Here is a 22897-nt window from a genome sequence, read left to right as displayed (position 1 = left end):
TTCAGCTGATACAGATTACAGAATTTGCCTGGCGGCTGTAGCGCGGTGGTCCCACCTGACCCCATGCCGAACTCAGAAGTGAAACGCCGTAGCGCCGATGGTAGTGTGGGGCCTCCCCATGCGAGAGTAGGGAACTGCCAGGCATCAAATTACGTAGTAAACCGGGGCAATAAACCGGTAGTTACAGAAGTATTCGGTGGAGCGGTAGTTCAGTCGGTTAGAATACCTGCCTGTCACGCAGGGGGTCGCGGGTTCGAGTCCCGTCCGTTCCGCCACTTATTTAAACTAAGCCTGCTAATGTAGCAGGCTTAGTAGTAAGAAATTTAGGGGCGTAGCTCAGTTGGTAGAGCACCGGTCTCCAAAACCGGGTGTCGCGAGTTCGAGTCTCTCCGCCCCTGCCATATAAAGAATCCTTTGCTTCGGCGAAGGATTTTTTTTGCCTGTAATATTTCAACTTTCCCCTCTTTAAGCCTTTAATTGCGTCCCTGCAACAGGCTGATTCACTCCATCACGTTGATTTTAAGCAGATCTTTGATCTGCCCCTGTTTGTCACTGTTCTGAAGCCAGATAGCGTACAGCGGCCTCTGGAGCAGGGCTGAATCGGTGACCGCATACAGATCTGGTTTATTACTGGCCCAGCGTTGTGGCAACCAGGTACAACCTTTAAGCGCTGCGAGTTGTTGGCAGGCTATTTCAGCAGAACTGGTTGTCAGGACTGGAACATCGTCCGCTGCAATCAACCCCGCCTCATGGGGCTGGAAATCGGGGCCCCATTCAAGGCGCAGATAATTCAGGTCGCTTTTCAGAGCGGAAGGTTCGGCCGCATAGAGTCCCAGACTGAACTGCCCGAGAACCTGGCTGCTGAATTCATCCATTTTCGGTGCTTCGGTAGTGATCAGAAGATCCAGTTGTCTTTCATGCAGTTGCTTAACCAGCGACTGCCGTTGCGCAATACGCGCCTCAAACTGCAGATGCCCGTGAGAGCGATATAGCCGACTGAGCCACGGGCTAAGCATGCACTCCCATAGCGAGGCGCTGGCACCGATAGAGAACTCATTATGCTTTGAGGTATGAGCAACCTCTTTACGTGCCGCCTGCCAGGTGTTCATGAGCGTTTCGGCATACGGCAGAAGTTTCTCTCCCGCTGGCGTTAAGCGGATGTTGTTGCGATGGCGGGTGAAAAGGTTTACACCGAGCTGATTTTCAAGCTGTCGAATACGAAAGCTCACTGCCGACTGCGTCAGATAAAGCGCTTCTGCGGCGCGCCCAAAGTGGCGAGTTCTGCTCACTTCGAGAAAAGTTTTTAGCAATTCCGTATCCACGGGATTCTCCGCAAAATTATTTGTCGTTATGATTTAAATGTTTTGTTTGACGCTCTGTCAAGCGTAACTAATACTCCGCGCCATAAATAGCTCGGCCAAAGATATAGGAGCGTGTAGGATGGCGGAAAGCTTTACGACGACTAATCGTTTTTTCGACAACAAAAATTATCCACGCGGATTTTCTCGCCATGGTGATTTCACCATCAAAGAGGCACAACTGCTTGAGCGCCATGGTTATGCCTTCAATGAACTGGATTTGGGAAAACGTGAACCCTCCACTGAAGACGAAAAATCATTTGTTGCCGTCTGCCGTGGCGAGCGTGAGCCAGTAACGGAAGCGGAGCGCGTATGGATCAAATATATGGCGCGTATCAAGCGTCCAAAGCGTTTCCATACTCTGTCTGGTGGTAAACCACAGATGGAAGGTGCGGAAGACTACACCGATTCAGACGATTAATAAAAAGGGGCTACGGCCCCTTTTTTTATGCCAGCATCTTTTGCAGGTGTAACAGCAGGCGGTCAATAGCGCGATAGCTCAGCGCTTCCTGTAGATGCCTGCGTTCAATATTTTCACACTCCTCCAGATCGGCAATAGTACGGGCAACTTTTAACAACCGCTGCCACGCACGTACTGACAGACCAAAGTGGGTAAGTGTCTCCTCCAGCCACAGCGCGTCGTCTGCCGCTAGCCGGCAAAAGGTGCGGATCTCTGCGTTGTCGAGATGCGCGTTACGTTTATTCTGCCTCGCCAGCTGCCTCTCCTGCGCGACAATCACTCGGTTTCGCACGGTGAGGCTTGATTCTCCCGTTTTATGCGCCTGGCTTAGCAAGCCTGGCGGCGGGAGTGGGATCTCGAGCGATAGATCGAAGCGGTCGAGGAATGGCCCGGACAAGCGACCCAGATAGCGCAGCGTCTGCTCGGGCGAGCAGCGATTATGATTGCCTTGATAGTGCCCCGTTGGGCTGGGGTTCATGGCGGCGATAAGCTGGAAGCGTGCCGGATAACTGATCTTGGCGCGGGTGCGGGAGATATTAATTTGTCCGGATTCGATGGGCTCGCGTAAGGCATCCAGTACGCGACGCTCAAACTCGGGCAATTCGTCCAGGAACAGGATGCCGTTATGTGCCAGTGAGATCTCTCCTGGCGCAGGGATTGCGCCTCCACCCACCATGGCTACCAGCGAGGCACTATGATGCGGGGCCCGGAAAGGGCGCTGACGCCATTGTTTATACATTGATGTGGCGCTGACCAGGCTTACGATAGCCGCGCTTTCCAGCGCCTCATGGTTACTGAGTGGCGGCAGCAGAGTGTTGAGCCGGCTCGCGAGCATGGTTTTGCCGGTGCCGGGTGGGCCAATGAGCAACAGGTTATGCGCACCGGCTGCGGTGATCTCCAGCGCCCTCTTACCCTGTTCCTGGCCGATGATATCGCTGATGTCACACTCGTTATATTCGGCAACAAACGGCTCCCCAACGGGCGCGGCCAGCTCATGACGCCCCTCAAGAAAAGCGCATACCTCCTGCAGATGTTCAGCAACCAGGCAGCCTTTTTCTTCAATAAGGCTGACTTCTGCAGCATTATCTCTGGCGACGATAATCTCTCTCCCGGCGCGTATAGCCGCCAGAGCGCCAGATATCGCGCCAGGAACCCCTCTTAATGCGCCTGTAAGCGCCAGCTCACCCACAAACTCATATGCGCTTATCCTGGTGGAGGAGAGCTGCTCAGAGGCGACGAGAAGCGCGATGGCGATAGGTAAATCGTATCGTCCGCCTTCCTTAGGGAGATCGGCTGGGGCCAGATTGATGGTGATTTTTTTGGCCGGGAAGGTATAACCACTATTGATGATCGCGCTGCGTACCCGGTCTCTGGCCTCCTTGACGGTGGTTTCGGGCAGGCCGACCAGCGTCAGGCCAGGCAGGCCATTACTGAGATGAACTTCGACGCAAATAAGCGGTGCTTCAACGCCTAATGCAGCGCGGGTATAGACAACCGACAATGACATAAATCGCCTCCTTGTCGTGCCACTATGTCATCTGCCCGATGCGATTTTTACCGTCAGTTCGCGTTTTTACGCGGCCTGTTCCTGATTATTTTCCCTGAATTGCAATGTTTTCATCATCATGGAAGCCTGCTCGCAAAAAGGGTAATAAGCTTGTCTTCTCACAGCGATTGCCCAGGAAAAAATGAAAATAATTCATTTTCTATTTTTGTCATAAAAAACAATGATTTTTATCTGAACTATTAGCGTAATAATCAAATTAATTATAAAAAAATGTTGTGTTTAATTCGATATCTGTGATAACTCTTTAGGTATTCCTTCGAACAAGATGCAAAAAGAACAGCAAATGACAGCCCTTCTACGAGTGATTAGCCTGGTCGTGATTAGCGTGGTGGTGATTATTATCCCACCGTGCGGGGCTGCACTTGGACGAGGAAAGGCTTAATAATCAAGCCTTAACGAACTAAGACCCCCGCACCGAAAGGTCCGGGGGTTTTTTTATGACCTTAAAACATAAGCGAGGAGCAGATGATGAGTAATAGCATAATATTCTGTTTCTCCCGATTTACGACGGGGAACTAACTATGAATGGCGCACAATGGGTAGTACATGCGTTGCGGGCGCAGGGAGTCGAGACAGTATTCGGTTACCCGGGTGGTGCAATTATGCCGATTTACGATGCTCTGTATGACGGCGGCGTGGAACATCTGTTGTGCCGACACGAGCAGGGCGCAGCAATGGCGGCCATCGGTTATGCGCGTGCTACAGGGAAAACCGGCGTCTGTATGGCGACCTCTGGCCCTGGCGCAACCAACCTGATCACCGGTCTGGCTGACGCACTGCTTGATTCCGTTCCCGTTGTGGCCATCACCGGTCAGGTTGCCTCTCCCTTCATCGGCACCGACGCTTTCCAGGAAGTGGACGTCCTCGGTTTGTCACTGGCGTGTACGAAACACAGCTTCCTCGTCCAGTCACTCGAAGAGCTGCCTCGCGTCATGGCGGAGGCATTTGAGGTGGCAAACTCAGGCCGTCCTGGTCCTGTTCTGGTTGATATTCCTAAAGATATTCAGGTTGCGCTGGGCGAACTGGAGCCCCACTTCTCTACCGTTGAGAATGCTGATGATTTCCCGCATACCGAAGTAGATGAAGCGAGTCAGATGCTGGCCCACGCGCAAAAGCCAATCCTCTACGTGGGCGGCGGTGTTGGGATGGCGCAGGCCGTTCCAGCCCTGCGTGAATTTATCGCGGTTACCCAAATGCCCGCGACCTGCACATTGAAAGGGTTGGGCGCGGTGGATGCCGACTACCCGTACTATCTGGGTATGTTGGGGATGCACGGCACGAAAGCGGCCAACCTCGCGGTGCAGGAGTGCGACCTGTTGATCGCTGTGGGCGCGCGCTTTGACGATCGTGTCACCGGCAAGCTGAATACCTTCGCGCCGAATGCAAAAGTCATTCATATGGATATCGATCCGGCAGAGATGAACAAGCTCCGTCAGGCGCATGTGGCTTTGCAGGGCGATCTCAACGCGCTGCTGCCTGCGTTACAACAGCCCTTAGCGATTGACGCATGGCGTCAGCATGCGGCAGCAATGCGCCGCGAACATGCCTGGCGCTATGACCATCCGGGTGACGCTATCTATGCGCCGCTGCTGCTGAAACAGCTGTCGGATTGTAAGCCAGCCGACAGCGTAGTCACTACCGACGTGGGCCAGCACCAGATGTGGTCAGCCCAGCACATGACCTACACGCGCCCGGAAAATTTCATCACGTCCAGCGGCTTAGGCACGATGGGCTTTGGCTTGCCTGCCGCGGTGGGTGCCCAGGTGGCGCGCCCGGACGATACGGTCATCTGTATCTCCGGTGACGGCTCCTTCATGATGAACGTCCAGGAGCTGGGCACCATCAAGCGTAAGCAACTGCCGGTTAAGATCGTACTGCTGGATAACCAACGTTTAGGCATGGTTCGCCAGTGGCAGCAGCTCTTTTTCCAGGAGCGTTACAGCGAAACCACCCTGACCGATAACCCCGATTTCCTCGTTCTGGCCAGCGCCTTTGGCATCCCTGGCCAGCACATCACCCGTAAAGACCAGGTTGAAGCGGCACTTGATGAAATGTTGTCAAGCAAGGGGCCTTACCTGCTTCATGTCTCAATCGACGAGCTTGAGAATGTCTGGCCGTTGGTGCCGCCCGGCGCCAGTAACTCACAAATGCTGGAGAAATTATCATGATGCAACATCAGGTCGCCGTTCAGGCTCGCTTCAACCCGGAAACGTTAGAACGTGTATTGCGCGTGGTGCGCCATCGTGGGTTCCAGATCTGTTCGATGAACATGGAAACCGCCACCGACGCGCAGAACATAAATATTGAATTGACCGTTGCCAGTCAGCGCCCCGTCGAATTACTGTTTAGCCAGTTGAGCAAACTTGTCGACGTCGCCCGGGTTGATATCCAGCAGCGTGCCGCTTCATCACAAACACAACAAATCCGCGCCTGAGCGCAAAAGGAAGAAAAATGACGACGAAAAAAGCTGATTTCATTTGGTCCAATGGTGAGATGATTCGCTGGGAGGACGCTAAAGTCCACGTGATGTCCCACGCGCTTCACTACGGTACGTCTGTATTTGAAGGTATCCGTTGCTACGACTCACACAAAGGCCCGGTGGTGTTCCGTCATCGTGAACACATGCAACGTCTGCGTGATTCAGCCAAAATTTATCGCTTCCCTGTATCTCAGAGCGTCGACGAGCTGATGGAAGCTTGCCGCGCGGTGCTGCGTAAAAACAACCTGACCAGCGCCTATATTCGTCCGCTGGTTTTCGTGGGTGATGTGGGTATGGGCGTCAACCCGCCAGCCGGTTACACCACCGATGTGATCATCGCCGCGTTCCCGTGGGGAGCATACCTGGGCGCCGAAGCGCTGGAACAGGGGATCGATGCGATGGTCTCCTCCTGGAACCGTGTGGCGCCAAACACTATCCCGACCGCAGCCAAAGCGGGCGGTAACTATCTCTCCTCCCTGCTGGTAGGCAGCGAAGCGCGCCGTCACGGTTATCAGGAAGGTATCGCCCTGGATGTGAACGGCTACATCTCTGAAGGCGCAGGTGAAAACCTGTTTGAAGTGAAAGATGGCGTTCTGTTCACTCCGCCATTCACCTCTTCCGCCCTGCCGGGTATCACCCGCGACGCCATTATCAAACTGGCACAGGATCTTGGCATTGAAGTGCGCGAGCAGGTGCTGTCCCGTGAATCGCTGTACCTGGCCGATGAAGTGTTCATGTCCGGTACCGCAGCAGAGATCACCCCGGTACGCAGCGTTGACGGCATTCAGGTCGGCGAAGGCCGCCGTGGCCCGGTCACTAAACGTATCCAGGAAGCCTTCTTCGGCCTCTTCACCGGCGAAACCGAAGATAAATGGGGTTGGTTGGACCAGGTTAATCCATAAGCATAAATATGGGACGGCACGCACCGTCCCATTTACCAGATAGACGGGAGTAAATAACGCATGCCTAAGTACCGTTCCGCCACCACCACTCACGGCCGCAACATGGCGGGTGCCCGCGCGCTGTGGCGCGCCACCGGAATGACCGACGCCGACTTCGGGAAACCGATTATCGCCGTGGTCAACTCTTTTACCCAGTTTGTGCCGGGCCACGTGCACCTGCGCGACCTCGGGAAGCTGGTTGCCGAGCAGATTGAAGCCTCCGGTGGCGTGGCGAAAGAGTTCAACACCATCGCCGTGGATGACGGGATCGCAATGGGGCACGGGGGCATGCTTTATTCACTGCCGTCGCGCGAGCTGATTGCCGACTCGGTGGAGTACATGGTGAACGCCCACTGTGCCGATGCCATGGTCTGTATCTCCAACTGCGACAAAATCACCCCAGGGATGCTGATGGCCTCCCTGCGCCTGAACATTCCGGTGATCTTCGTCTCCGGCGGCCCAATGGAAGCGGGTAAAACCAAGCTCTCCGATAAGATCATCAAGCTCGACCTGGTTGACGCGATGATTCAGGGCGCGGACCCGAAAGTCTCCGACGAGCAGAGCGAACAGGTTGAACGTTCAGCGTGCCCGACCTGCGGCTCTTGCTCCGGGATGTTCACCGCCAACTCGATGAACTGCCTGACCGAAGCGCTGGGCTTATCTCAGCCGGGTAACGGCTCGCTGCTGGCGACCCACGCCGATCGTAAGGAGCTGTTTATCAATGCCGGTAAACGCATCGTTGAGCTGACCAAACGCTACTACGAGCAGGACGATGCCAGCGCGCTGCCGCGCAATATCGCCAGCAAAGCGGCATTTGAAAATGCCATGACGCTGGATATCGCTATGGGTGGTTCCACTAACACCGTTCTGCACCTGCTGGCCGCCGCGCAGGAAGCGGAGATCGATTTCACCATGAGTGATATCGACAAGCTCTCACGCAAGGTGCCGCAGCTGTGTAAGGTTGCGCCAAGCACGCAAAAATACCACATGGAAGATGTTCACCGTGCCGGTGGCGTGCTGGGGATCCTCGGTGAGCTGGATCGCGCCGGGTTGATGAACCGCGACGTGAAAAACGTGCTGGGCCTGACGCTGCCGCAGGCGCTGGATCAGTATGACGTGATGCTGACCAAAGATGAGTCAGTGAAAAAAATGTTCCGCGCCGGTCCGGCCGGTATCCGTACCACCCAGGCATTCTCGCAGGATTGTCGCTGGGATACTCTGGATGACGATCGCGCTGAAGGTTGTATCCGCTCGCTGGAACATGCCTACAGCAAAGATGGTGGCCTGGCAGTGCTGTACGGCAACTTTGCGGAAAACGGCTGTATCGTTAAAACCGCAGGCGTGGATGACAGCATCCTGAAATTTACCGGTCCGGCAAAAGTCTACGAGAGCCAGGACGAGGCGGTAGAAGCGATCCTCGGCGGCAAAGTGGTCGAAGGCGATGTCGTGGTGATCCGCTACGAAGGGCCGAAAGGCGGGCCGGGAATGCAGGAGATGCTCTACCCGACCACCTTCCTGAAGTCCATGGGCCTCGGTAAAGCCTGTGCGCTGATCACCGATGGTCGCTTCTCCGGCGGCACCTCTGGTCTCTCTATCGGCCACGTTTCGCCGGAAGCAGCCAGCGGCGGCAACATTGCGATCATCGAAGATGGCGACCTGATCGAAATCGACATTCCGAATCGCGGTATCCAGCTGAAACTGAGCGACCAGGAAATTGCGGCCCGCCGCGAAGCGCAGGAAGCGCGTGGGGATAAAGCCTGGACGCCGAAAGATCGCCAGCGTGAAGTCTCCTTCGCCCTGCGCGCTTACGCGACCCTCGCCACCAGTGCAGATAAAGGCGCAGTGCGCGATAAATCTAAACTCGGGGGCTAATGATGGCCGAATCCCAACCCTTATCCGCCGCCCCTGAGGGGGCGGAGTATCTCAGGGCGGTGCTACGTGCACCGGTCTATGAAGCGGTGCAGGTCACGCCGCTGCAAAAAATGGACAAGCTCTCGGCGCGCCTCGATAACGTCATTCTGGTAAAACGTGAAGACCGTCAGCCGGTACACAGCTTTAAGCTGCGCGGCGCCTACGCGATGATGGCCGGGCTGACCGACGAGCAAAAAGCGCGTGGTGTGATCACGGCGTCTGCGGGCAACCATGCCCAGGGCGTGGCGTTCTCGTCTGCGCGTCTGGGGTTAAAAGCGCTGATTGTAATGCCGGTTGCCACGGCAGATATCAAAGTGGATGCGGTACGGGGTTTTGGCGGTGAAGTGCTGCTCCACGGTGCCAATTTTGACGAAGCGAAAGCCAAAGCGATCGAGCTGGCACAGCAGCAGGGATTTACCTGGGTGCCGCCGTTCGATCACCCGATGGTGATTGCTGGTCAGGGGACGCTGGCGCTGGAGCTGCTGCAGCAGGATGCCCATCTCGACCGCGTATTTGTGCCGGTCGGCGGCGGTGGCCTGGCGGCGGGCGTGGCGGTACTCATCAAACAGCTGATGCCGCAAATCAAGGTGATTGCCGTGGAAGCGGAAGACTCTGCCTGCCTGAAGGCGGCGCTGGATGCCGGGCATCCGGTCGATCTCCCGCGCGTTGGACTGTTTGCCGAGGGCGTGGCGGTGAAACGCATCGGGGATGAAACCTTCCGTCTCTGCCAGGAGTATCTCGACGACATCATCACCGTCGACAGTGATGCCATCTGCGCGGCAATGAAAGATCTGTTCGAGGATGTGCGCGCGGTGGCAGAGCCGTCTGGCGCGCTGGCGCTGGCGGGGATGAAAAAATATATCGCCCAGCACAATATTCGCGGCGAGCGTCTGGCCCATGTCCTTTCCGGCGCTAACGTAAACTTCCACGGCCTGCGCTACGTTTCCGAGCGTTGCGAGCTGGGTGAGCAGCGTGAGGCCCTGCTGGCGGTGACCATCCCGGAAGAGAAGGGCAGCTTCCTCAAGTTCTGCCAGCTGCTGGGCGGCCGTTCGGTAACAGAGTTCAACTACCGCTTTGCCGATGCTAAAGATGCCTGCATTTTTGTCGGCGTGCGCCTGAGCCGCGGTCTGGAAGAGCGCAAAGAGATCCTCAGCCTGCTGCATGAAGGTGGCTACAGCGTGGTGGATCTCTCCGACGACGAGATGGCGAAGCTGCACGTGCGCTACATGGTAGGCGGGCGTCCGTCTAAACCGTTACGGGAGCGTCTGTTCAGCTTTGAGTTTCCGGAGTCCCCCGGCGCGCTACTGAAGTTCCTGCATACCCTGGGCACGCACTGGAACATCTCCCTGTTCCACTACCGCAGCCACGGCACCGACTATGGTCGGGTACTGGCGGCGTTTGAACTGGGCGAGCACGAGCCAGATTTCGAAACGCGGCTGAACGAGCTGGGCTATGAGTGTCACGACGAAACCCACAACCCGGCGTTCAGGTTCTTCCTGGCGGGTTAGGTGAGTCGTAGGCCGGGTTAGCGCAGCGCCACCCGGCTTTAGTGGTTCGGCAATATCTTCCAGAACGCATCAATAAGCGGCTCATGCAGCCGCTTTTTTTGTGCGCAGACGCCAAGCTCAAACGGCGTTTTCTCGTCGCTGCGCTCCAGAATCATCACGCGGTTACGCACCGGCTCCGGGCTGTTCTCCAGCACCACTTCCGGCAGCAGCGCCACGCCGCAGCCCAACGCCACCATTGAGACCATCGCCTCATGGCCGCCCACTGTCGCATAAATGGAGGGGTTGCTGATTTTCTGACGACGGAACCACAGCTCAATGCGACGGCGCACCGGCCCCTGATCGGCCATGATAAAGGGCACCGTTGACCAGTCGGGCTTCTCCACCGACACCTGATTACGCACCGGGCAGGGCAGCGCCGGGGCAATCAGCACTACCGCCAGATTTTCCAGCATCGAGAAGGCCACAGCCCCCGGCAGGGTTTCCGGTTTGCCGGCAATGGCCAGATCCGCTTCACCCGTCACCACTTTTTCCATCGCATCGGCGGCATCGCCGGTGGTGAGTTTAATTTCAACCGAGGGATGCTCCGCGCGGAAGCGGTCAAGAATGGGGGGAAGATGGCTATAGGCGGCGGTCACCGAGCAGAAGATGTGGAGCTCGCCGGACAGAGAGGGCCCTTGCTGGTCGATGGTGTGGCGCAGCTGCTGATACTGCAATAACGTCTGTTGGGCAAACGTACGCAACTCTTCCCCCGCTTCGGTGAGTGTCACCGTGCGGTTATCACGCACAAACAGCGGCTGGCCGAGATCCTCTTCCAGACGCTGGATCTGGCGGGAAAGCGTGGAGGGGCTGACATGCATCGCCCGTGCGCTGCGGCCAAAATGGCGGCTTTCCGCCAGATGCAGAAACATTTTTAGATCGCGTAAATCCACCGATTCCACTCCCCCTTTTTACATTGCAAATATTGCAACGTGACGTTGTGAATATATCAATTTCCGCAATAAATTTCCTGTTGTAATGTGGGTACATTCTCGCTGAACAGCGAACCGAACAATAAGACACACAACATCACGAGGTATCACCATGGCTAACTACTTCAACACACTGAACCTGCGCCAGCAGCTGGCGCAGCTGGGCAAATGCCGCTTTATGGCGCGCGATGAATTTGCCGATGGCGCAAGCTACCTTCAGGGTAAGAAAGTGGTCATCGTCGGCTGTGGCGCCCAGGGCCTGAACCAGGGTCTGAACATGCGCGACTCCGGCCTGGATATCTCCTACGCCCTGCGTAAAGAAGCGATTGCTGAGAAGCGTGCTTCCTGGCGCAAAGCGACCGAAAACGGCTTCAAAGTGGGTACCTACGAAGAGCTGATTCCACAGGCGGATCTGGTGGTTAACCTGACGCCAGACAAACAGCACTCTGACGTTGTGCGTTCCGTACAGCCTATGATGAAAGATGGCGCGGCGCTGGGTTATTCCCACGGCTTCAACATCGTTGAAGTGGGCGAGCAGATTCGTAAAGACATCACCGTCGTGATGGTGGCGCCAAAATGCCCGGGTACCGAAGTGCGTGAAGAGTACAAGCGTGGTTTCGGTGTGCCGACCCTGATCGCGGTTCACCCGGAAAACGATCCGAAAGGCGAAGGGATGGCGATCGCGAAAGCATGGGCAGCAGCTACCGGCGGCCACCGTGCGGGCGTGCTGGAGTCCTCCTTCGTGGCCGAAGTGAAATCTGACCTGATGGGCGAGCAGACCATTCTGTGCGGCATGCTGCAGGCCGGTTCTCTGCTCTGCTTCGACAAGCTGGTGGAAGAGGGTACTGACCCGGCATATGCGGAAAAACTGATTCAGTTCGGCTGGGAAACCATCACCGAAGCGCTGAAGCAGGGCGGCATCACCCTGATGATGGATCGCCTGTCTAATCCGGCGAAGCTGCGTGCCTTTGCACTGTCCGAGCAGCTGAAAACTATCATGGCGCCGCTGTTCCAGAAACATATGGACGACATCATCTCCGGTGAGTTCTCTTCCGGCATGATGGCCGACTGGGCCAACGACGACAAAAACCTGCTGACCTGGCGCGAAGAGACCGGTAAAACCGCGTTCGAAACTGCGCCACAGTATGAAGGCAAAATCAGCGAGCAGGAGTACTTCGATAAAGGCGTTCTGATGATTGCGATGGTGAAAGCGGGCGTTGAGCTGGCGTTCGAAACCATGGTGGATTCCGGCATCATCGAAGAGTCTGCGTACTATGAATCCCTGCACGAGCTGCCGCTGATCGCGAACACTATCGCCCGTAAGCGTCTGTATGAGATGAACGTGGTTATCTCCGATACCGCTGAATACGGTAACTACCTGTTCTCTTATGCCTGCGTACCGCTGCTGAAAGAGTTCATGACCACCCTGCAGCCAGGCGATCTGGGCAAAGCGATTGCCGAAGGTGCGGTAGATAATGCCCAGCTGCGTGACGTGAACGAAGCGATTCGCAGCCACGAGATCGAGAAAGTGGGTCAGAAGCTGCGTGGCTATATGACCGATATGAAACGTATCGCGGTAGCAGGCTAAAACCTCATGTCGGGTGGCGCTGCGCTTACCCGACCTACAAAGCTGTATCAAGTAGGCCGGGTAAGGCGAAGCCGCCACCCGGCTTTTTATTTGCGGTACAGCACTTTAATGATGTGGTAACCGAACTGGGTGTGCAGCGGGCCGGTTGGCTCCAGCACCGGGCAGGAGAAGACCACTTTATCGAACGCCGGGACCATCTGACCCTGGCGGAATTCACCCAGATCGCCGCCGCGTTTGCCTGACGGGCAAATAGAGTGCTTCTTCGCCAGCTTGCCGAAGTCGGCGCCGTTTTTAATCTGCTCCAGAAGATCCAGAGCCAGTTTCTCTTCTTTAACAAGAATATGCAGTGCTGCTGCTGTTTTTGCCATGATCGTGCCTTGAAGGGTTGAGTTAAATCGGGGCGCAATATACCACGCGTTAGCGGCGATACAGCACCTTAATGATATGGTAGCCATACTTCGTTTTGACCGGGCCGTAGGGTTTCAGCAGCGGGCAGCTAAAAACCGCTTCATCGAAAGGGCCCACCATCACACCCTGCTTAAATTCCCCTAAATCGCCGCCGCTGCGCCCGGAGGGACATTTAGAGTAGCGCTTCGCCAGATGATCGAAGCTGATGCCACGTTCCAGTTTGGCGAGGATCTCCTGCGCCAGCTTCTCTTCTTTTACCAGAATGTGCAGGGCCGCTGCGCTCTTTTTCATGGTTCTGCTCTCGGGGTTAATCGCGTTTTGTTCACTTTATCATTAGCCGGTAAATCTGCGCCCGGCTTTCTGCTACAATCCCCACCCCGTTCGAAGATTGAGCAATATTCCCATGCGTTTAAACCCTGGACAACAACAAGCGGTCGAATTCGTTACTGGACCATGCCTGGTGCTGGCAGGGGCGGGTTCCGGTAAAACCCGCGTCATCACCAACAAAATCGCTCACCTGATCCGCGGCTGCGGCTATCAGGCACGCCACATTGCCGCGGTGACCTTTACCAACAAAGCGGCGCGCGAGATGAAAGAGCGTGTCGGGCAGACGTTAGGGCGCAAAGAGGCCCGCGGCCTGATGATCTCCACCTTCCATACCCTGGGTCTGGATATCATTAAGCGCGAATACGCGGCGTTGGGCATGAAGTCGAACTTCTCCCTTTTTGACGATACCGATCAGGTGGCGTTGCTGAAAGAGCTTACCGAAGGGCTGATCGAAGATGACAAAGTGGTGCTGCAGCAGTTGATCTCCACGATCTCAAACTGGAAAAACGATCTGATGAGCCCTGCCCAGGCCGCCGCAAGCGCCAAAGGGGAGCGGGATCGGATCTTCGCCCACTGCTACAGCCTGTATAACGATCATCTCAAAGCCTGCAATGTGCTCGACTTTGACGACCTGATCCTGCTGCCTACGCTGCTGCTGCAAAGCAATGAAGAGGTGCGTGAGCGTTGGCAGAACAAGATCCGCTATCTGCTGGTGGATGAATATCAGGACACCAACACCAGCCAGTACGAGCTGGTGAAACTGCTGGTGGGTCAGCGGGCGCGTTTCACCGTGGTGGGTGACGATGACCAGTCGATCTACTCCTGGCGCGGCGCTCGTCCACAGAACCTGGTCCTGCTCAGTAAGGACTTCCCGGCGCTGCAGGTGATCAAGCTGGAGCAGAACTACCGCTCATCCGGGCGTATTCTGAAGGCGGCTAACATCCTGATCGCCAATAACCCACATGTGTTTGAAAAACGCCTCTTTTCCGAACTGGGATACGGCACGGAGCTGAAGGTGCTCAGCGCCAACAATGAAGATCACGAAGCCGAGCGCGTGGCGGGCGAACTGATTGCCCATCACTTCGTGAACAAAACCAACTACAAAGATTACGCCATTCTCTATCGCGGAAATCACCAGTCGCGCGTCTTTGAAAAGATGCTGATGCAGAACCGCATCCCGTACAAAATCTCCGGCGGAACCTCGTTCTTCTCGCGCCCGGAAATCAAGGATCTGCTCGCCTACCTGCGCGTGCTGACCAACCCGGACGATGACAGCGCTTTCCTGCGGATCGTCAATACGCCGAAGCGCGAGATTGGCCCGGCGACGCTGCAAAAACTAGGCGAGTGGGCGATGACCCGCAACAAGAGCCTGTTAACGGCCAGTTTCGATATGGGTCTGAGCCAGACCTTAACCGGGCGTGGCTATGAATCGCTGACCCGCTTTACCCACTGGCTGCGCGAGATCCAGCAGCTCAGCGAGCGGGAGCCGATTAATGCGGTGCGGGATCTGATCCGCGGCATCGACTATGAATCCTGGCTGTATGAAACTTCCGCCAGCCCGAAAGCGGCCGAGATGCGGATGAAGAACGTCAACCAGCTCTTCAGCTGGATGACTGAGATGCTGGAAGGGACGGAGATCGATGAACCGATGACCCTGACCCAAGTGGTTACCCGCTTTACCCTGCGCGATATGATGGAGCGCGGCGAAAGCGAAGAAGAGGCGGATCAGGTGCAACTAATGACCCTGCACGCCTCGAAGGGGCTTGAGTTCCCGTATGTCTATCTGGTGGGCATGGAAGAGGGCTTACTGCCGCACCAGAGTAGTATCGATGAGGATAACGTCGATGAAGAGCGTCGTCTGGCCTATGTAGGCATCACGCGGGCGCAAAAAGAGCTGACATTTACGCTGTGTAAGGAGCGACGTCAGTATGGAGAGCTGGTGCGTCCGGAGCCGAGCCGCTTCCTGCTGGAGTTACCGCAGGATGATGTGCTCTGGGAGCAGGAACGTAAGGTCATTACCGCCGAAGAGCGGATGCACAAGGGGCAGGCCAGCATCGCCAATATTCGCGCCATGATGGAAAAAGCGAAAAACCGCTAGTCTGAAGGCCCGGTATGCGTAGCGCTACCGGGCATATCGTCGTAATTAATGAATCTCAAGCGCCCAGTGCACGTAGCTCTGCCACTGGGACTCCTGTACCAGCATTTCGGCACCCAGCGGATGCGTCTCCAGCCAGTTTTCCGGCAAGGTTAGCGTCAGTTTCTCTCCTTCCGCCTTCAGCGTGATGGCCGGCAACAGATCGTCCCGGCGACGGCTGGCAAAGAGGATCGCCAGACGCAGCAGGCGGCACAGATGTTCCGCCACGCGCGGCGGAACCGCGTTCTGCTGGTGGAGCGAAGAGAGATCGACAGGGTTGGTCTGGTTTAACAGCAGTGTGGCCAACAGTTTCTTTTGCGCCGGGGTAAAGCCGGGCAAATCGAGATTGCGCACCAGATACGCCGCGTGTAGCGGCGCTTGTTTGAAATCGACGCTCAGGCCCATTTCATGTAACTGGCAGGCGCTAAGCAGTAATTCGCGGCAGATGGGCTCAATATGCCACTCATTTTCGACGAGATCGAGGAAACGTGTCGCCAGATTCGCTACCCGGTGCGCCTGTTCAATATCGATCATGAACCGGCGCTGGATGTTGCGCAGCGTGTGGTCGCGAATATCCTGATCGACCGCCAGATGCAGCATGCCGTAGACCAGCCCTTCCCGCAGTGCGCCGCCCGCAAGGGTCATGCACTGAATATTCAGTTCGGTGAAAATGGCAATCAGGATCGCCAGCCCGCTCGGGAAGACCAGCGCGCGCTCAAGGGTGAGCCCTTCAATTTCCAGCTCTTCCAGGCGACCGCAGAGGATCGCGCGCTGTTTTAACTGCTGAAGTTTCGCCAGCGTGATGCGCTCATCCATCCCCTGCGCCATCATGATTTCCTGCAACGCCTGAACGGTGCCGGAAGCACCGACGCAGACTTTCCAGCCGTGATAACGCAGCTCATCCGCCACCGGACGCAGCACTTCGCGCGCGGCTTTTTCCGCGTCATCAAAGTTTTCTTGCGCCAGATTGCGATCGGTGAAGTAGCGTTCAAGCCAGGTGACACAACCCATCGATAAGCTGTTCAGGGATGTCGCCTGGGCGCCATTACCGGTGACCAGCTCAGTGCTTGCGCCACCGATGTCCACCACCAGACGACGCTCGTCACCGCCCGTGGTATGCGCTACTCCCTGATAAATCAGGCGGGCTTCTTCTTCACCACTGATCACCTGTATCGGGCAGCCGAGGATCTGCTGGGCCGTGGCAATAAATTCACCGGCATTCACCGCCAGACGCAGGGTTGCGGTAGCGACAACGCGGATTTGCTGAGAAGGGATATCCTGCAGGCGTTCGGCAAAAAGGCGCAGACATTGCCAGCCGCGCTCCATGGCTTCTGGAGAGAGGTGATTATCAGCACTCAGGCCCGCCGCGAGGCGGACCTTGCGCTTAATACGCGTCAGCGTTTGAACACTGCCCGCCACCTCGCGTACAACCAGCATATGAAAACTATTCGAACCTAAATCAATAGCTGCATAGAGCGAGGTAGACCGGAGCATATTTTTAGCCTGAACGACGACGATTACGCGGTGCGCTGTTACGGCGCGGACCATTGCCAGAACGCGCGCGGGTCAGGCGCTTCGGCGGTGGAAGTTCGCTCAACAGCGCTTCCGGGTTGTATTTGCTGACCGGAATTGAGTGGCCAATATAGGTCTCAATTGCTGGCAGGTTCAGCGCGTACTCTTCACAGGCCAGGCTGATGGAGTGCCCGCTGGCACCCGCACGACCGGTACGTCCGATACGGTGAACGTAATCTTCGCAATCATCCGGCAGGTCATAGTTGAAGACGTGCGTAACCGCCGGAATGTGCAGACCGCGCGCAGCGACATCCGTTGCAACCAGAATATCCAGATCGCCACGGGTAAACTCTTCAAGAATGCGCAGACGTTTTTTCTGTGCGACATCGCCCGTCAACAGACCAACACGGTGTCCATCCGCAGCCAGGTGGCCCCAGATATCTTCACAGCGGTGTTTGGTATTGGCGAAAACGATCGCGCGATCCGGCCACTCTTCTTCAATGAGCGACTGCAGCAGACGCATTTTCTCTTCGTTAGAAGGGTAGAAGAGCTCTTCTTTAATACGGTGGCCGGTTTTCTGTTCCGGTTCCACTTCGACATATTCGGCGTTGTTCATCTGTTCGAACGCCAGTTCACGGACGCGATAAGAGAGCGTTGCCGAGAACAGCATATTCAGACGCTGGTTAGCGGCAGGCATGCGGCGGAACAGCCAGCGGATATCTTTAATAAAGCCGAGATCGTACATGCGATCGGCTTCGTCCAGTACCACAACCTGGATAGCGCCGAGGTTAATGTGGTTCTGCTTAGCGTAATCGATAAGACGGCCGGTGGTGCCGATCAGAATATCGACGCCGCTTTCCAGCACTTTCAGCTGTTTGTCATAACCGTCACCGCCGTAGGCCAGGCCGAGTTTCAGGCCGGTAGCTTGCGCCAGGGGTTCTGCATCAGCGTGGATCTGTACCGCCAGTTCTCGCGTCGGTGCCATAATCAGCGCGCGCGGTTGGTTAACTTTACGGTCAGCAATTGCCGGATGAGAGAGTAAATAATGAAACGTTGACGTTAAAAACGCCATCGTTTTGCCGGTACCGGTTTGCGCCTGCCCTGCAACGTCGCGACCCGCCAGCGTCAGCGGAAGGGCGAGAGCCTGAATGGGCGTGCAGTTATGAAACCCTTTATTTTCAAGGGCTTCAATCACCTTTGGGTGCAGGGCGAAGTCGGAAAACTTCTGTTCTGTTAAATGTGTTTTGCTCATAGTGTGGTAGAATATCAGCTTACTATTGCTTTACGAAAGCGTATCCGGTGAAATAAAGTCAACCTTTAGTTGGTTAATGCTACATCAACAGGTCGTTGATGGATGCGAGATCAACGCGCCAGGCTTATTCCTGTGGAGTTATATATGAGCGATAAAATTATTCACCTGACTGACGACAGTTTTGACACGGACGTACTTAAAGCTGACGGGCTGATCCTCGTCGATTTCTGGGCTGAATGGTGTGGTCCTTGCAAAATGATCGCCCCGATTCTGGATGAGATCGCCGACGAATATCAGGGCAAACTGACCGTGGCTAAACTGAACATCGACCAGAACCCGGGCACCGCGCCAAAATATGGCATCCGCGGCATCCCGACTCTGCTGCTGTTTAAGAACGGTGAAGTGGCAGCGACTAAAGTGGGCGCACTGTCCAAAGGTCAGCTGAAAGAGTTCCTGGACGCCAATCTGGCGTAAGGCTTCTCGTCTGTGCGTCCAGGGTTTCTAAATTGTTTGGATCTCTGGACGCCCGGCTTGAGTCGTGCTAAGTTAGCTATGACTTCGTTTTAAACATACCTTGTTGTTTGAATCTTGTTTTACCCGATACTTCCCGTTGTTGACATAAACAGCGCGAGAAGTGGATAGATTCCGGGCTTGTCACTCAATCCGTCTTGTCGTTTCAGTTCTGTGCTTTCCCTGTGAGCAGACAGCGAACAGACATGAGTTGATAGCCGTTAACAGGCATGGATGACCCTGCCATACCATTCACAAATTAAGTTCGAGTATTACCCCGAGTTTAAGAACCCACACCATTATGAATCTTACCGAATTAAAGAATACGCCGGTTTCTGAGCTGATCACTCTCGGCGAAAATATGGGGCTGGAAAACCAGGCTCGTATGCGCAAGCAGGACATCATTTTTGCCATCCTGAAGCAGCACGCAAAGAGTGGCGAAGATATCTTTGGCGACGGTGTGCTGGAGATATTGCAGGACGGATTTGGTTTCCTCCGCTCTGCAGACAGCTCCTACCTCGCCGGTCCTGATGATATCTACGTTTCTCCCAGCCAAATCCGCCGTTTCAACCTCCGCACTGGTGACACCATTTCAGGTAAGATTCGTCCTCCTAAAGAGGGTGAACGCTACTTTGCGCTGTTGAAAGTTAACGAAGTTAACTACGACAAACCAGAAAACTCGCGCAATAAGATCCTGTTCGAAAACTTAACGCCGCTGCACGCGAACTCTCGCCTGCGCATGGAGCGTGGTAACGGTTCTACCGAAGACTTAACCGCTCGCGTTCTGGATCTGGCTTCGCCAATTGGTCGTGGCCAGCGTGGTCTGATTGTCGCTCCGCCAAAAGCGGGTAAAACCATGCTGCTGCAAAACATCGCGCAGAGCATCGCTTACAACCACCCAGACTGCGTACTGATGGTACTGCTGATTGACGAACGTCCGGAAGAAGTGACCGAGATGCAGCGTCTGGTGAAAGGTGAAGTTGTTGCTTCGACCTTTGACGAACCTGCCTCCCGCCACGTTCAGGTCGCTGAAATGGTTATCGAGAAGGCGAAGCGTCTGGTTGAACATAAGAAAGACGTTATCATCCTGCTCGACTCCATCACCCGTCTGGCGCGTGCCTATAACACCGTGGTTCCGGCGTCCGGTAAAGTCTTGACCGGTGGTGTGGATGCCAACGCCCTGCATCGTCCGAAGCGTTTCTTCGGTGCTGCGCGTAACGTGGAAGAGGGCGGTAGCCTGACCATCATCGCAACCGCGCTGATCGACACCGGTTCGAAGATGGATGAAGTGATTTACGAAGAGTTTAAAGGTACAGGCAACATGGAACTGCACCTGTCGCGTAAAATCGCTGAAAAACGCGTCTTCCCGGCTATCGACTACAACCGTTCCGGTACCCGTAAAGAAGAGCTGCTCACCACTCAGGAAGAGCTGCAGAAAATGTGGATCCTGCGCAAAATTATCCATCCAATGGGTGAAATCGACGCGATGGAATTCCTCATTAACAAGCTGGCGATGACGAAAACTAACGATGATTTCTTCGATATGATGAAACGCTCGTAATATAAATAAAGCGCCGAAACGCCACGTTTTTACGTGGCGTTTTTCTTTTATGGCTTATACGCTGTAATTGTAAGCTGTCAAATTATTCTGCCAGGGACGAAAATCGGAATGTTCGTCAAAGTAGAAAAGTAATTGTCTGAAAAATAAACAAAGGGACTTGGGCGAAGCCTGCTTTTTCCTTCTGGAGCCGAGCCTTCAAGGTTATACTTTCGGGATTAACATTTTTTGAGAGCATCCATTGTGAATCTACTCACTGCGGTGACTGAGCTAATCAGTATTTTTCTTTTCACCACCTGCTTTTTATTCCTCGCCCGTAAGGTCGCGAAGAGAATCGGATTGGTGGATAAACCCAATTATCGTAAACGCCATCAAGGCTTGATTCCGCTGGTTGGTGGGATCTCTGTTTACGCGGGTATCTGCTTCACCTTCGCCATTGCGGATTATTACATTCCTCATGCAGCACTCTATCTGGCCTGCGCCGGTGTGCTGGTGCTGGTTGGGGCACTGGACGACCGATACGACATCAGCGTCAAATTCCGCGCCGCGGTTCAGGCGGCTATCGGCGTCATCATGATGGTAGTGGGGAAATTGTATCTCAGCAGCCTTGGCTACATTTTTGGCACCTGGGAGATGGTACTGGGGCCATTCGGCTACTTCCTGACGTTATTTGCCGTGTGGGCGGCGATTAACGCCTTTAACATGGTAGACGGCATTGACGGTCTGCTTGGCGGGCTCTCCAGCGTCTCCTTCGCGGCTATCGGCATCATCCTCTGGTTCGACGGCCAATACAGCCTGTCGATGTGGTGCTTCGCGATGATCGCCGCCATTCTGCCTTATATCTGCCTTAACCTCGGTGTTCTAGGGCGTCGCTACAAAGTCTTTATGGGTGATGCCGGAAGTACGCTGATTGGCTTTACCGTTATCTGGATCCTGCTGGAAACCACCCAGGGTAATACCCATCCAATCAGTCCGGTGACAGCCCTGTGGATCATCGCCATTCCGCTGATGGATATGGTGGCAATTATGTACCGCCGTCTGCGTAAAGGCATGAGTCCCTTCTCCCCGGACCGCCAGCATATTCACCATCTTATTATGCGCGCCGGCTTCACCTCACGTCAGGCATTTGTCTTGATTACGCTGGCCGCTGCGCTGTTAGCTGGCATTGGCGTTGCCGCAGAATATGCACATTTCATTCCTGAATGGGTAATGTTGGTATTATTCTTGCTAGCATTTTTCCTGTACGGCTACTGTATTAAACGCGCATGGAAAGTGGCGCGCTTTATTAAACGCGTAAAACGCCGTATGCGTAGAAATAATGGCAACAACCCAACTTTAACTAAGTAAATCGGGACTGTAATGACTCAACCGTTGGCGGGAGCAAAATCAGTGGTAACTGAGAATGAGCTGGATGTTCGTGGCTTGTTCCGCGTGTTGTGGGCGGGCAAGTTTTGGATTGCAGGCATTGCGCTGGGCTTTGCACTTATCGCCCTGGCCTATACCTTTTTCGCCAGACAAGAGTGGAGCGCGACGGCGATTACCGACCGTCCAACAGTGAACATGCTCGGAGGCTTCTACTCTCAGCAACAGTTTTTGCGGAATCTGGATGTAAAAGCGAATCCTGCAACCGCCGACCAGTCCTCGGTAATGGACGAGTCCTACAAAGAGTTTGTTATGCAGCTCGCCTCCTGGGATACGCGCCGCGATTTCTGGAACCAGACCGACTATTTCAAACAGCGAATGGTCGGCAACAGCAAAGCCGATGCCGCCCTGCTGGATGAGCTGATCAACAACATCCAGTTTATGGCGGGCGATCCGCTGCGCAACATCAACGACAGCGTCAAGCTGATCGCTGAAACGGCGCCGGATGCTAACAACCTGCTGCGTCAGTATGTCGCTTTTGCCAGCCAGCGCGCGGCAAGCCATCTTAATGATGAGCTGAAAGGCGCCTGGGCGGCACGTACCGTGCAGATGAAAGCGCAGGTCAAACGTCAGGAAGAGGTGGCCAAAGCCATCTTTAATCGCCGGGTGCATAACATCGATCAGGCGCTGAAGATTGCTGAAAAGAGCAATATCTCGCGCAGCGAAACCGACGTGCCAGCCGATGAACTGCCCGATTCTGAAATGTTCCTGCTGGGTCGTCCTATGCTCCAGGCTCGCCTGGAAAATCTGCAGGCCGTTGGGCCAGATTTTGACCTCGATTACGACCAGAACCGCGCCATGCTCAACACCCTCAACGTAGGTCCGACACTGGACCCGCGTTTTCAGACCTATCGTTATTTGCGAACACCTGAAGAACCTGTAAAACGCGATAGTCCACGTCGCGCATTCCTGATGATTATGTGGGGGATTGTGGGTGCTTTAATTGGCGCAGGCGTGGCATTAACCCGTCGTCGCAAAATTTAAGAACGCCATC

20 protein-coding genes, 2 tRNA genes and 1 rRNA gene are annotated in these 22897 nt (G+C 55.2%); 16 read left to right on the top strand and 7 right to left on the bottom strand.

The genetic code is table 11. The annotated features are described in order from the left end of the window. Positions 1-27: 27 nt before the first annotated feature. The 3 genes from rrf (at position 28) to GNG26_RS21480 (ending at position 401) form a co-directional block, all read left to right on the top strand. A 5S ribosomal RNA gene (rrf, locus tag GNG26_RS21490) occupies positions 28-143 on the top strand. Positions 144-198: 55 nt separating this feature from the next. Further along, a tRNA-Asp gene (locus GNG26_RS21485) sits at positions 199-275 on the top strand. 50 nt (positions 276-325) lie between these two features. After that, positions 326-401 (top strand) — tRNA-Trp (locus GNG26_RS21480). Positions 402-500: 99 nt separating this feature from the next. Here GNG26_RS21480 and hdfR read toward each other — a convergent pair. Continuing rightward, a complete protein-coding gene (hdfR, locus tag GNG26_RS21475; RefSeq protein ID WP_156240026.1) occupies positions 501-1322 on the bottom strand; it encodes an HTH-type transcriptional regulator HdfR in 822 nt (273 codons plus the stop codon). A gap of 118 nt (positions 1323-1440) precedes the next feature. Between hdfR and GNG26_RS21470 the strand changes: the two genes are divergently transcribed. Continuing rightward, entirely contained in the window at positions 1441-1779 is a 339-nt protein-coding gene (locus GNG26_RS21470) for a DUF413 domain-containing protein (protein ID WP_039031246.1), read from the top strand. A gap of 25 nt (positions 1780-1804) precedes the next feature. Here GNG26_RS21470 and GNG26_RS21465 read toward each other — a convergent pair whose 3' ends face one another. Beyond that, positions 1805-3325: a YifB family Mg chelatase-like AAA ATPase gene (locus GNG26_RS21465; protein ID WP_156240025.1), complete on the bottom strand. Its 1521-nt coding sequence runs from the start codon at positions 3323-3325 to the stop codon at positions 1805-1807. A 343-nt stretch (positions 3326-3668) separates the two neighbouring features. On the opposite strand from GNG26_RS21465, the gene ilvL reads away from it, so the two are divergent. The 6 genes from ilvL (at position 3669) to ilvA (ending at position 10224) form a co-directional block, all read left to right on the top strand. Beyond that, positions 3669-3767 (top strand): ilv operon leader peptide, encoded by a 99-nt coding sequence (gene ilvL, locus GNG26_RS21460; protein WP_001311244.1) that lies wholly within the window; start codon positions 3669-3671, stop codon positions 3765-3767. Positions 3768-3906: 139 nt separating this feature from the next. Then, positions 3907-5553 carry an acetolactate synthase 2 catalytic subunit gene (ilvG, locus tag GNG26_RS21455; protein ID WP_156240024.1) on the top strand — a complete coding sequence of 549 codons (1647 nt, stop codon included), beginning with the start codon at positions 3907-3909 and terminating at the stop codon, positions 5551-5553. Beyond that, positions 5550-5819 carry an acetolactate synthase 2 small subunit gene (ilvM, locus tag GNG26_RS21450; RefSeq protein WP_103177473.1) on the top strand — a complete coding sequence of 90 codons (270 nt, stop codon included), beginning with the start codon at positions 5550-5552 and terminating at the stop codon, positions 5817-5819. The genes ilvG and ilvM overlap by 4 nt, the downstream gene beginning before the upstream one ends. A 17-nt stretch (positions 5820-5836) precedes the next feature. Beyond that, on the top strand, positions 5837-6766 hold the full coding sequence (gene ilvE / locus GNG26_RS21445) for a branched-chain-amino-acid transaminase (protein ID WP_103825309.1): 930 nt from the start codon (positions 5837-5839) through the stop codon (positions 6764-6766). 60 nt (positions 6767-6826) lie between these two features. Then, positions 6827-8677 (top strand): dihydroxy-acid dehydratase, encoded by a 1851-nt coding sequence (gene ilvD / locus GNG26_RS21440; RefSeq protein WP_156240023.1) that lies wholly within the window; start codon positions 6827-6829, stop codon positions 8675-8677. Between the two features lie 2 nt (positions 8678-8679). Continuing rightward, complete coding sequence (ilvA, locus tag GNG26_RS21435) at positions 8680-10224, top strand: threonine ammonia-lyase, biosynthetic (RefSeq protein ID WP_156240226.1); 1545 nt, start codon at positions 8680-8682, stop codon at positions 10222-10224. 38 nt (positions 10225-10262) lie between these two features. On the opposite strand, the gene ilvY is transcribed toward ilvA, so the two are convergent. Further along, entirely contained in the window at positions 10263-11153 is an 891-nt protein-coding gene (gene ilvY / locus GNG26_RS21430) for an HTH-type transcriptional activator IlvY (RefSeq protein WP_103181002.1), read from the bottom strand. 151 nt (positions 11154-11304) lie between these two features. Here ilvY and ilvC point away from each other — a divergent pair, with 151 nt between their 5' ends. Beyond that, complete coding sequence (ilvC, locus tag GNG26_RS21425; RefSeq protein WP_114316402.1) at positions 11305-12780, top strand: ketol-acid reductoisomerase; 1476 nt, start codon at positions 11305-11307, stop codon at positions 12778-12780. A gap of 86 nt (positions 12781-12866) precedes the next feature. Here ilvC and ppiC (GNG26_RS21420) read toward each other — a convergent pair whose 3' ends face one another. Both ppiC (GNG26_RS21420) and ppiC (GNG26_RS21415) read right to left on the bottom strand, forming a co-directional pair. Further along, positions 12867-13148: a peptidylprolyl isomerase PpiC gene (gene ppiC / locus GNG26_RS21420; protein WP_004886861.1), complete on the bottom strand. Its 282-nt coding sequence runs from the start codon at positions 13146-13148 to the stop codon at positions 12867-12869. A gap of 49 nt (positions 13149-13197) precedes the next feature. Continuing rightward, the gene (ppiC, locus tag GNG26_RS21415; RefSeq protein ID WP_156240022.1) at positions 13198-13479 is read right to left on the bottom strand and encodes a peptidylprolyl isomerase PpiC; all 282 of its coding nucleotides are present in this window, start codon (positions 13477-13479) and stop codon (positions 13198-13200) included. A gap of 112 nt (positions 13480-13591) precedes the next feature. On the opposite strand from ppiC (GNG26_RS21415), the gene rep reads away from it, so the two are divergent. Continuing rightward, the gene (gene rep / locus GNG26_RS21410; RefSeq protein WP_156240021.1) at positions 13592-15613 is read left to right on the top strand and encodes a DNA helicase Rep; all 2022 of its coding nucleotides are present in this window, start codon (positions 13592-13594) and stop codon (positions 15611-15613) included. A gap of 45 nt (positions 15614-15658) precedes the next feature. Here rep and gppA read toward each other — a convergent pair whose 3' ends face one another. Together gppA and rhlB are read right to left on the bottom strand one after the other, a co-directional pair. Beyond that, a complete protein-coding gene (gene gppA / locus GNG26_RS21405) occupies positions 15659-17143 on the bottom strand; it encodes a guanosine-5'-triphosphate,3'-diphosphate diphosphatase (RefSeq protein ID WP_156240020.1) in 1485 nt (494 codons plus the stop codon). 4 nt (positions 17144-17147) lie between these two features. Continuing rightward, positions 17148-18413 (bottom strand): ATP-dependent RNA helicase RhlB, encoded by a 1266-nt coding sequence (rhlB, locus tag GNG26_RS21400; protein WP_103825314.1) that lies wholly within the window; start codon positions 18411-18413, stop codon positions 17148-17150. 144 nt (positions 18414-18557) lie between these two features. Here rhlB and trxA point away from each other — a divergent pair, with 144 nt between their 5' ends. The 4 genes from trxA to wzzE all read left to right on the top strand — a co-directional run bounded on the left by trxA (position 18558) and on the right by wzzE (position 22887). Then, a complete protein-coding gene (trxA, locus tag GNG26_RS21395) occupies positions 18558-18887 on the top strand; it encodes a thioredoxin TrxA (protein WP_006179218.1) in 330 nt (109 codons plus the stop codon). Positions 18888-19224: 337 nt separating this feature from the next. After that, a complete protein-coding gene (gene rho / locus GNG26_RS21390) occupies positions 19225-20484 on the top strand; it encodes a transcription termination factor Rho (protein ID WP_001054528.1) in 1260 nt (419 codons plus the stop codon). A 240-nt stretch (positions 20485-20724) separates the two neighbouring features. Continuing rightward, positions 20725-21828 carry a UDP-N-acetylglucosamine--undecaprenyl-phosphate N-acetylglucosaminephosphotransferase gene (gene wecA / locus GNG26_RS21385; protein WP_103825315.1) on the top strand — a complete coding sequence of 368 codons (1104 nt, stop codon included), beginning with the start codon at positions 20725-20727 and terminating at the stop codon, positions 21826-21828. Between the two features lie 12 nt (positions 21829-21840). Further along, positions 21841-22887 carry an ECA polysaccharide chain length modulation protein gene (wzzE, locus tag GNG26_RS21380; RefSeq protein WP_114316406.1) on the top strand — a complete coding sequence of 349 codons (1047 nt, stop codon included), beginning with the start codon at positions 21841-21843 and terminating at the stop codon, positions 22885-22887. Positions 22888-22897: the final 10 nt, after the last annotated feature.

The organism is Leclercia sp. J807 (assembly GCF_009734465.1).
GTDB lineage: Bacteria > Pseudomonadota > Gammaproteobacteria > Enterobacterales > Enterobacteriaceae > Enterobacter.
Note: the sequence above shows the minus strand (reverse complement) of the source record. Positions and strands in the feature narration are given on the sequence as shown.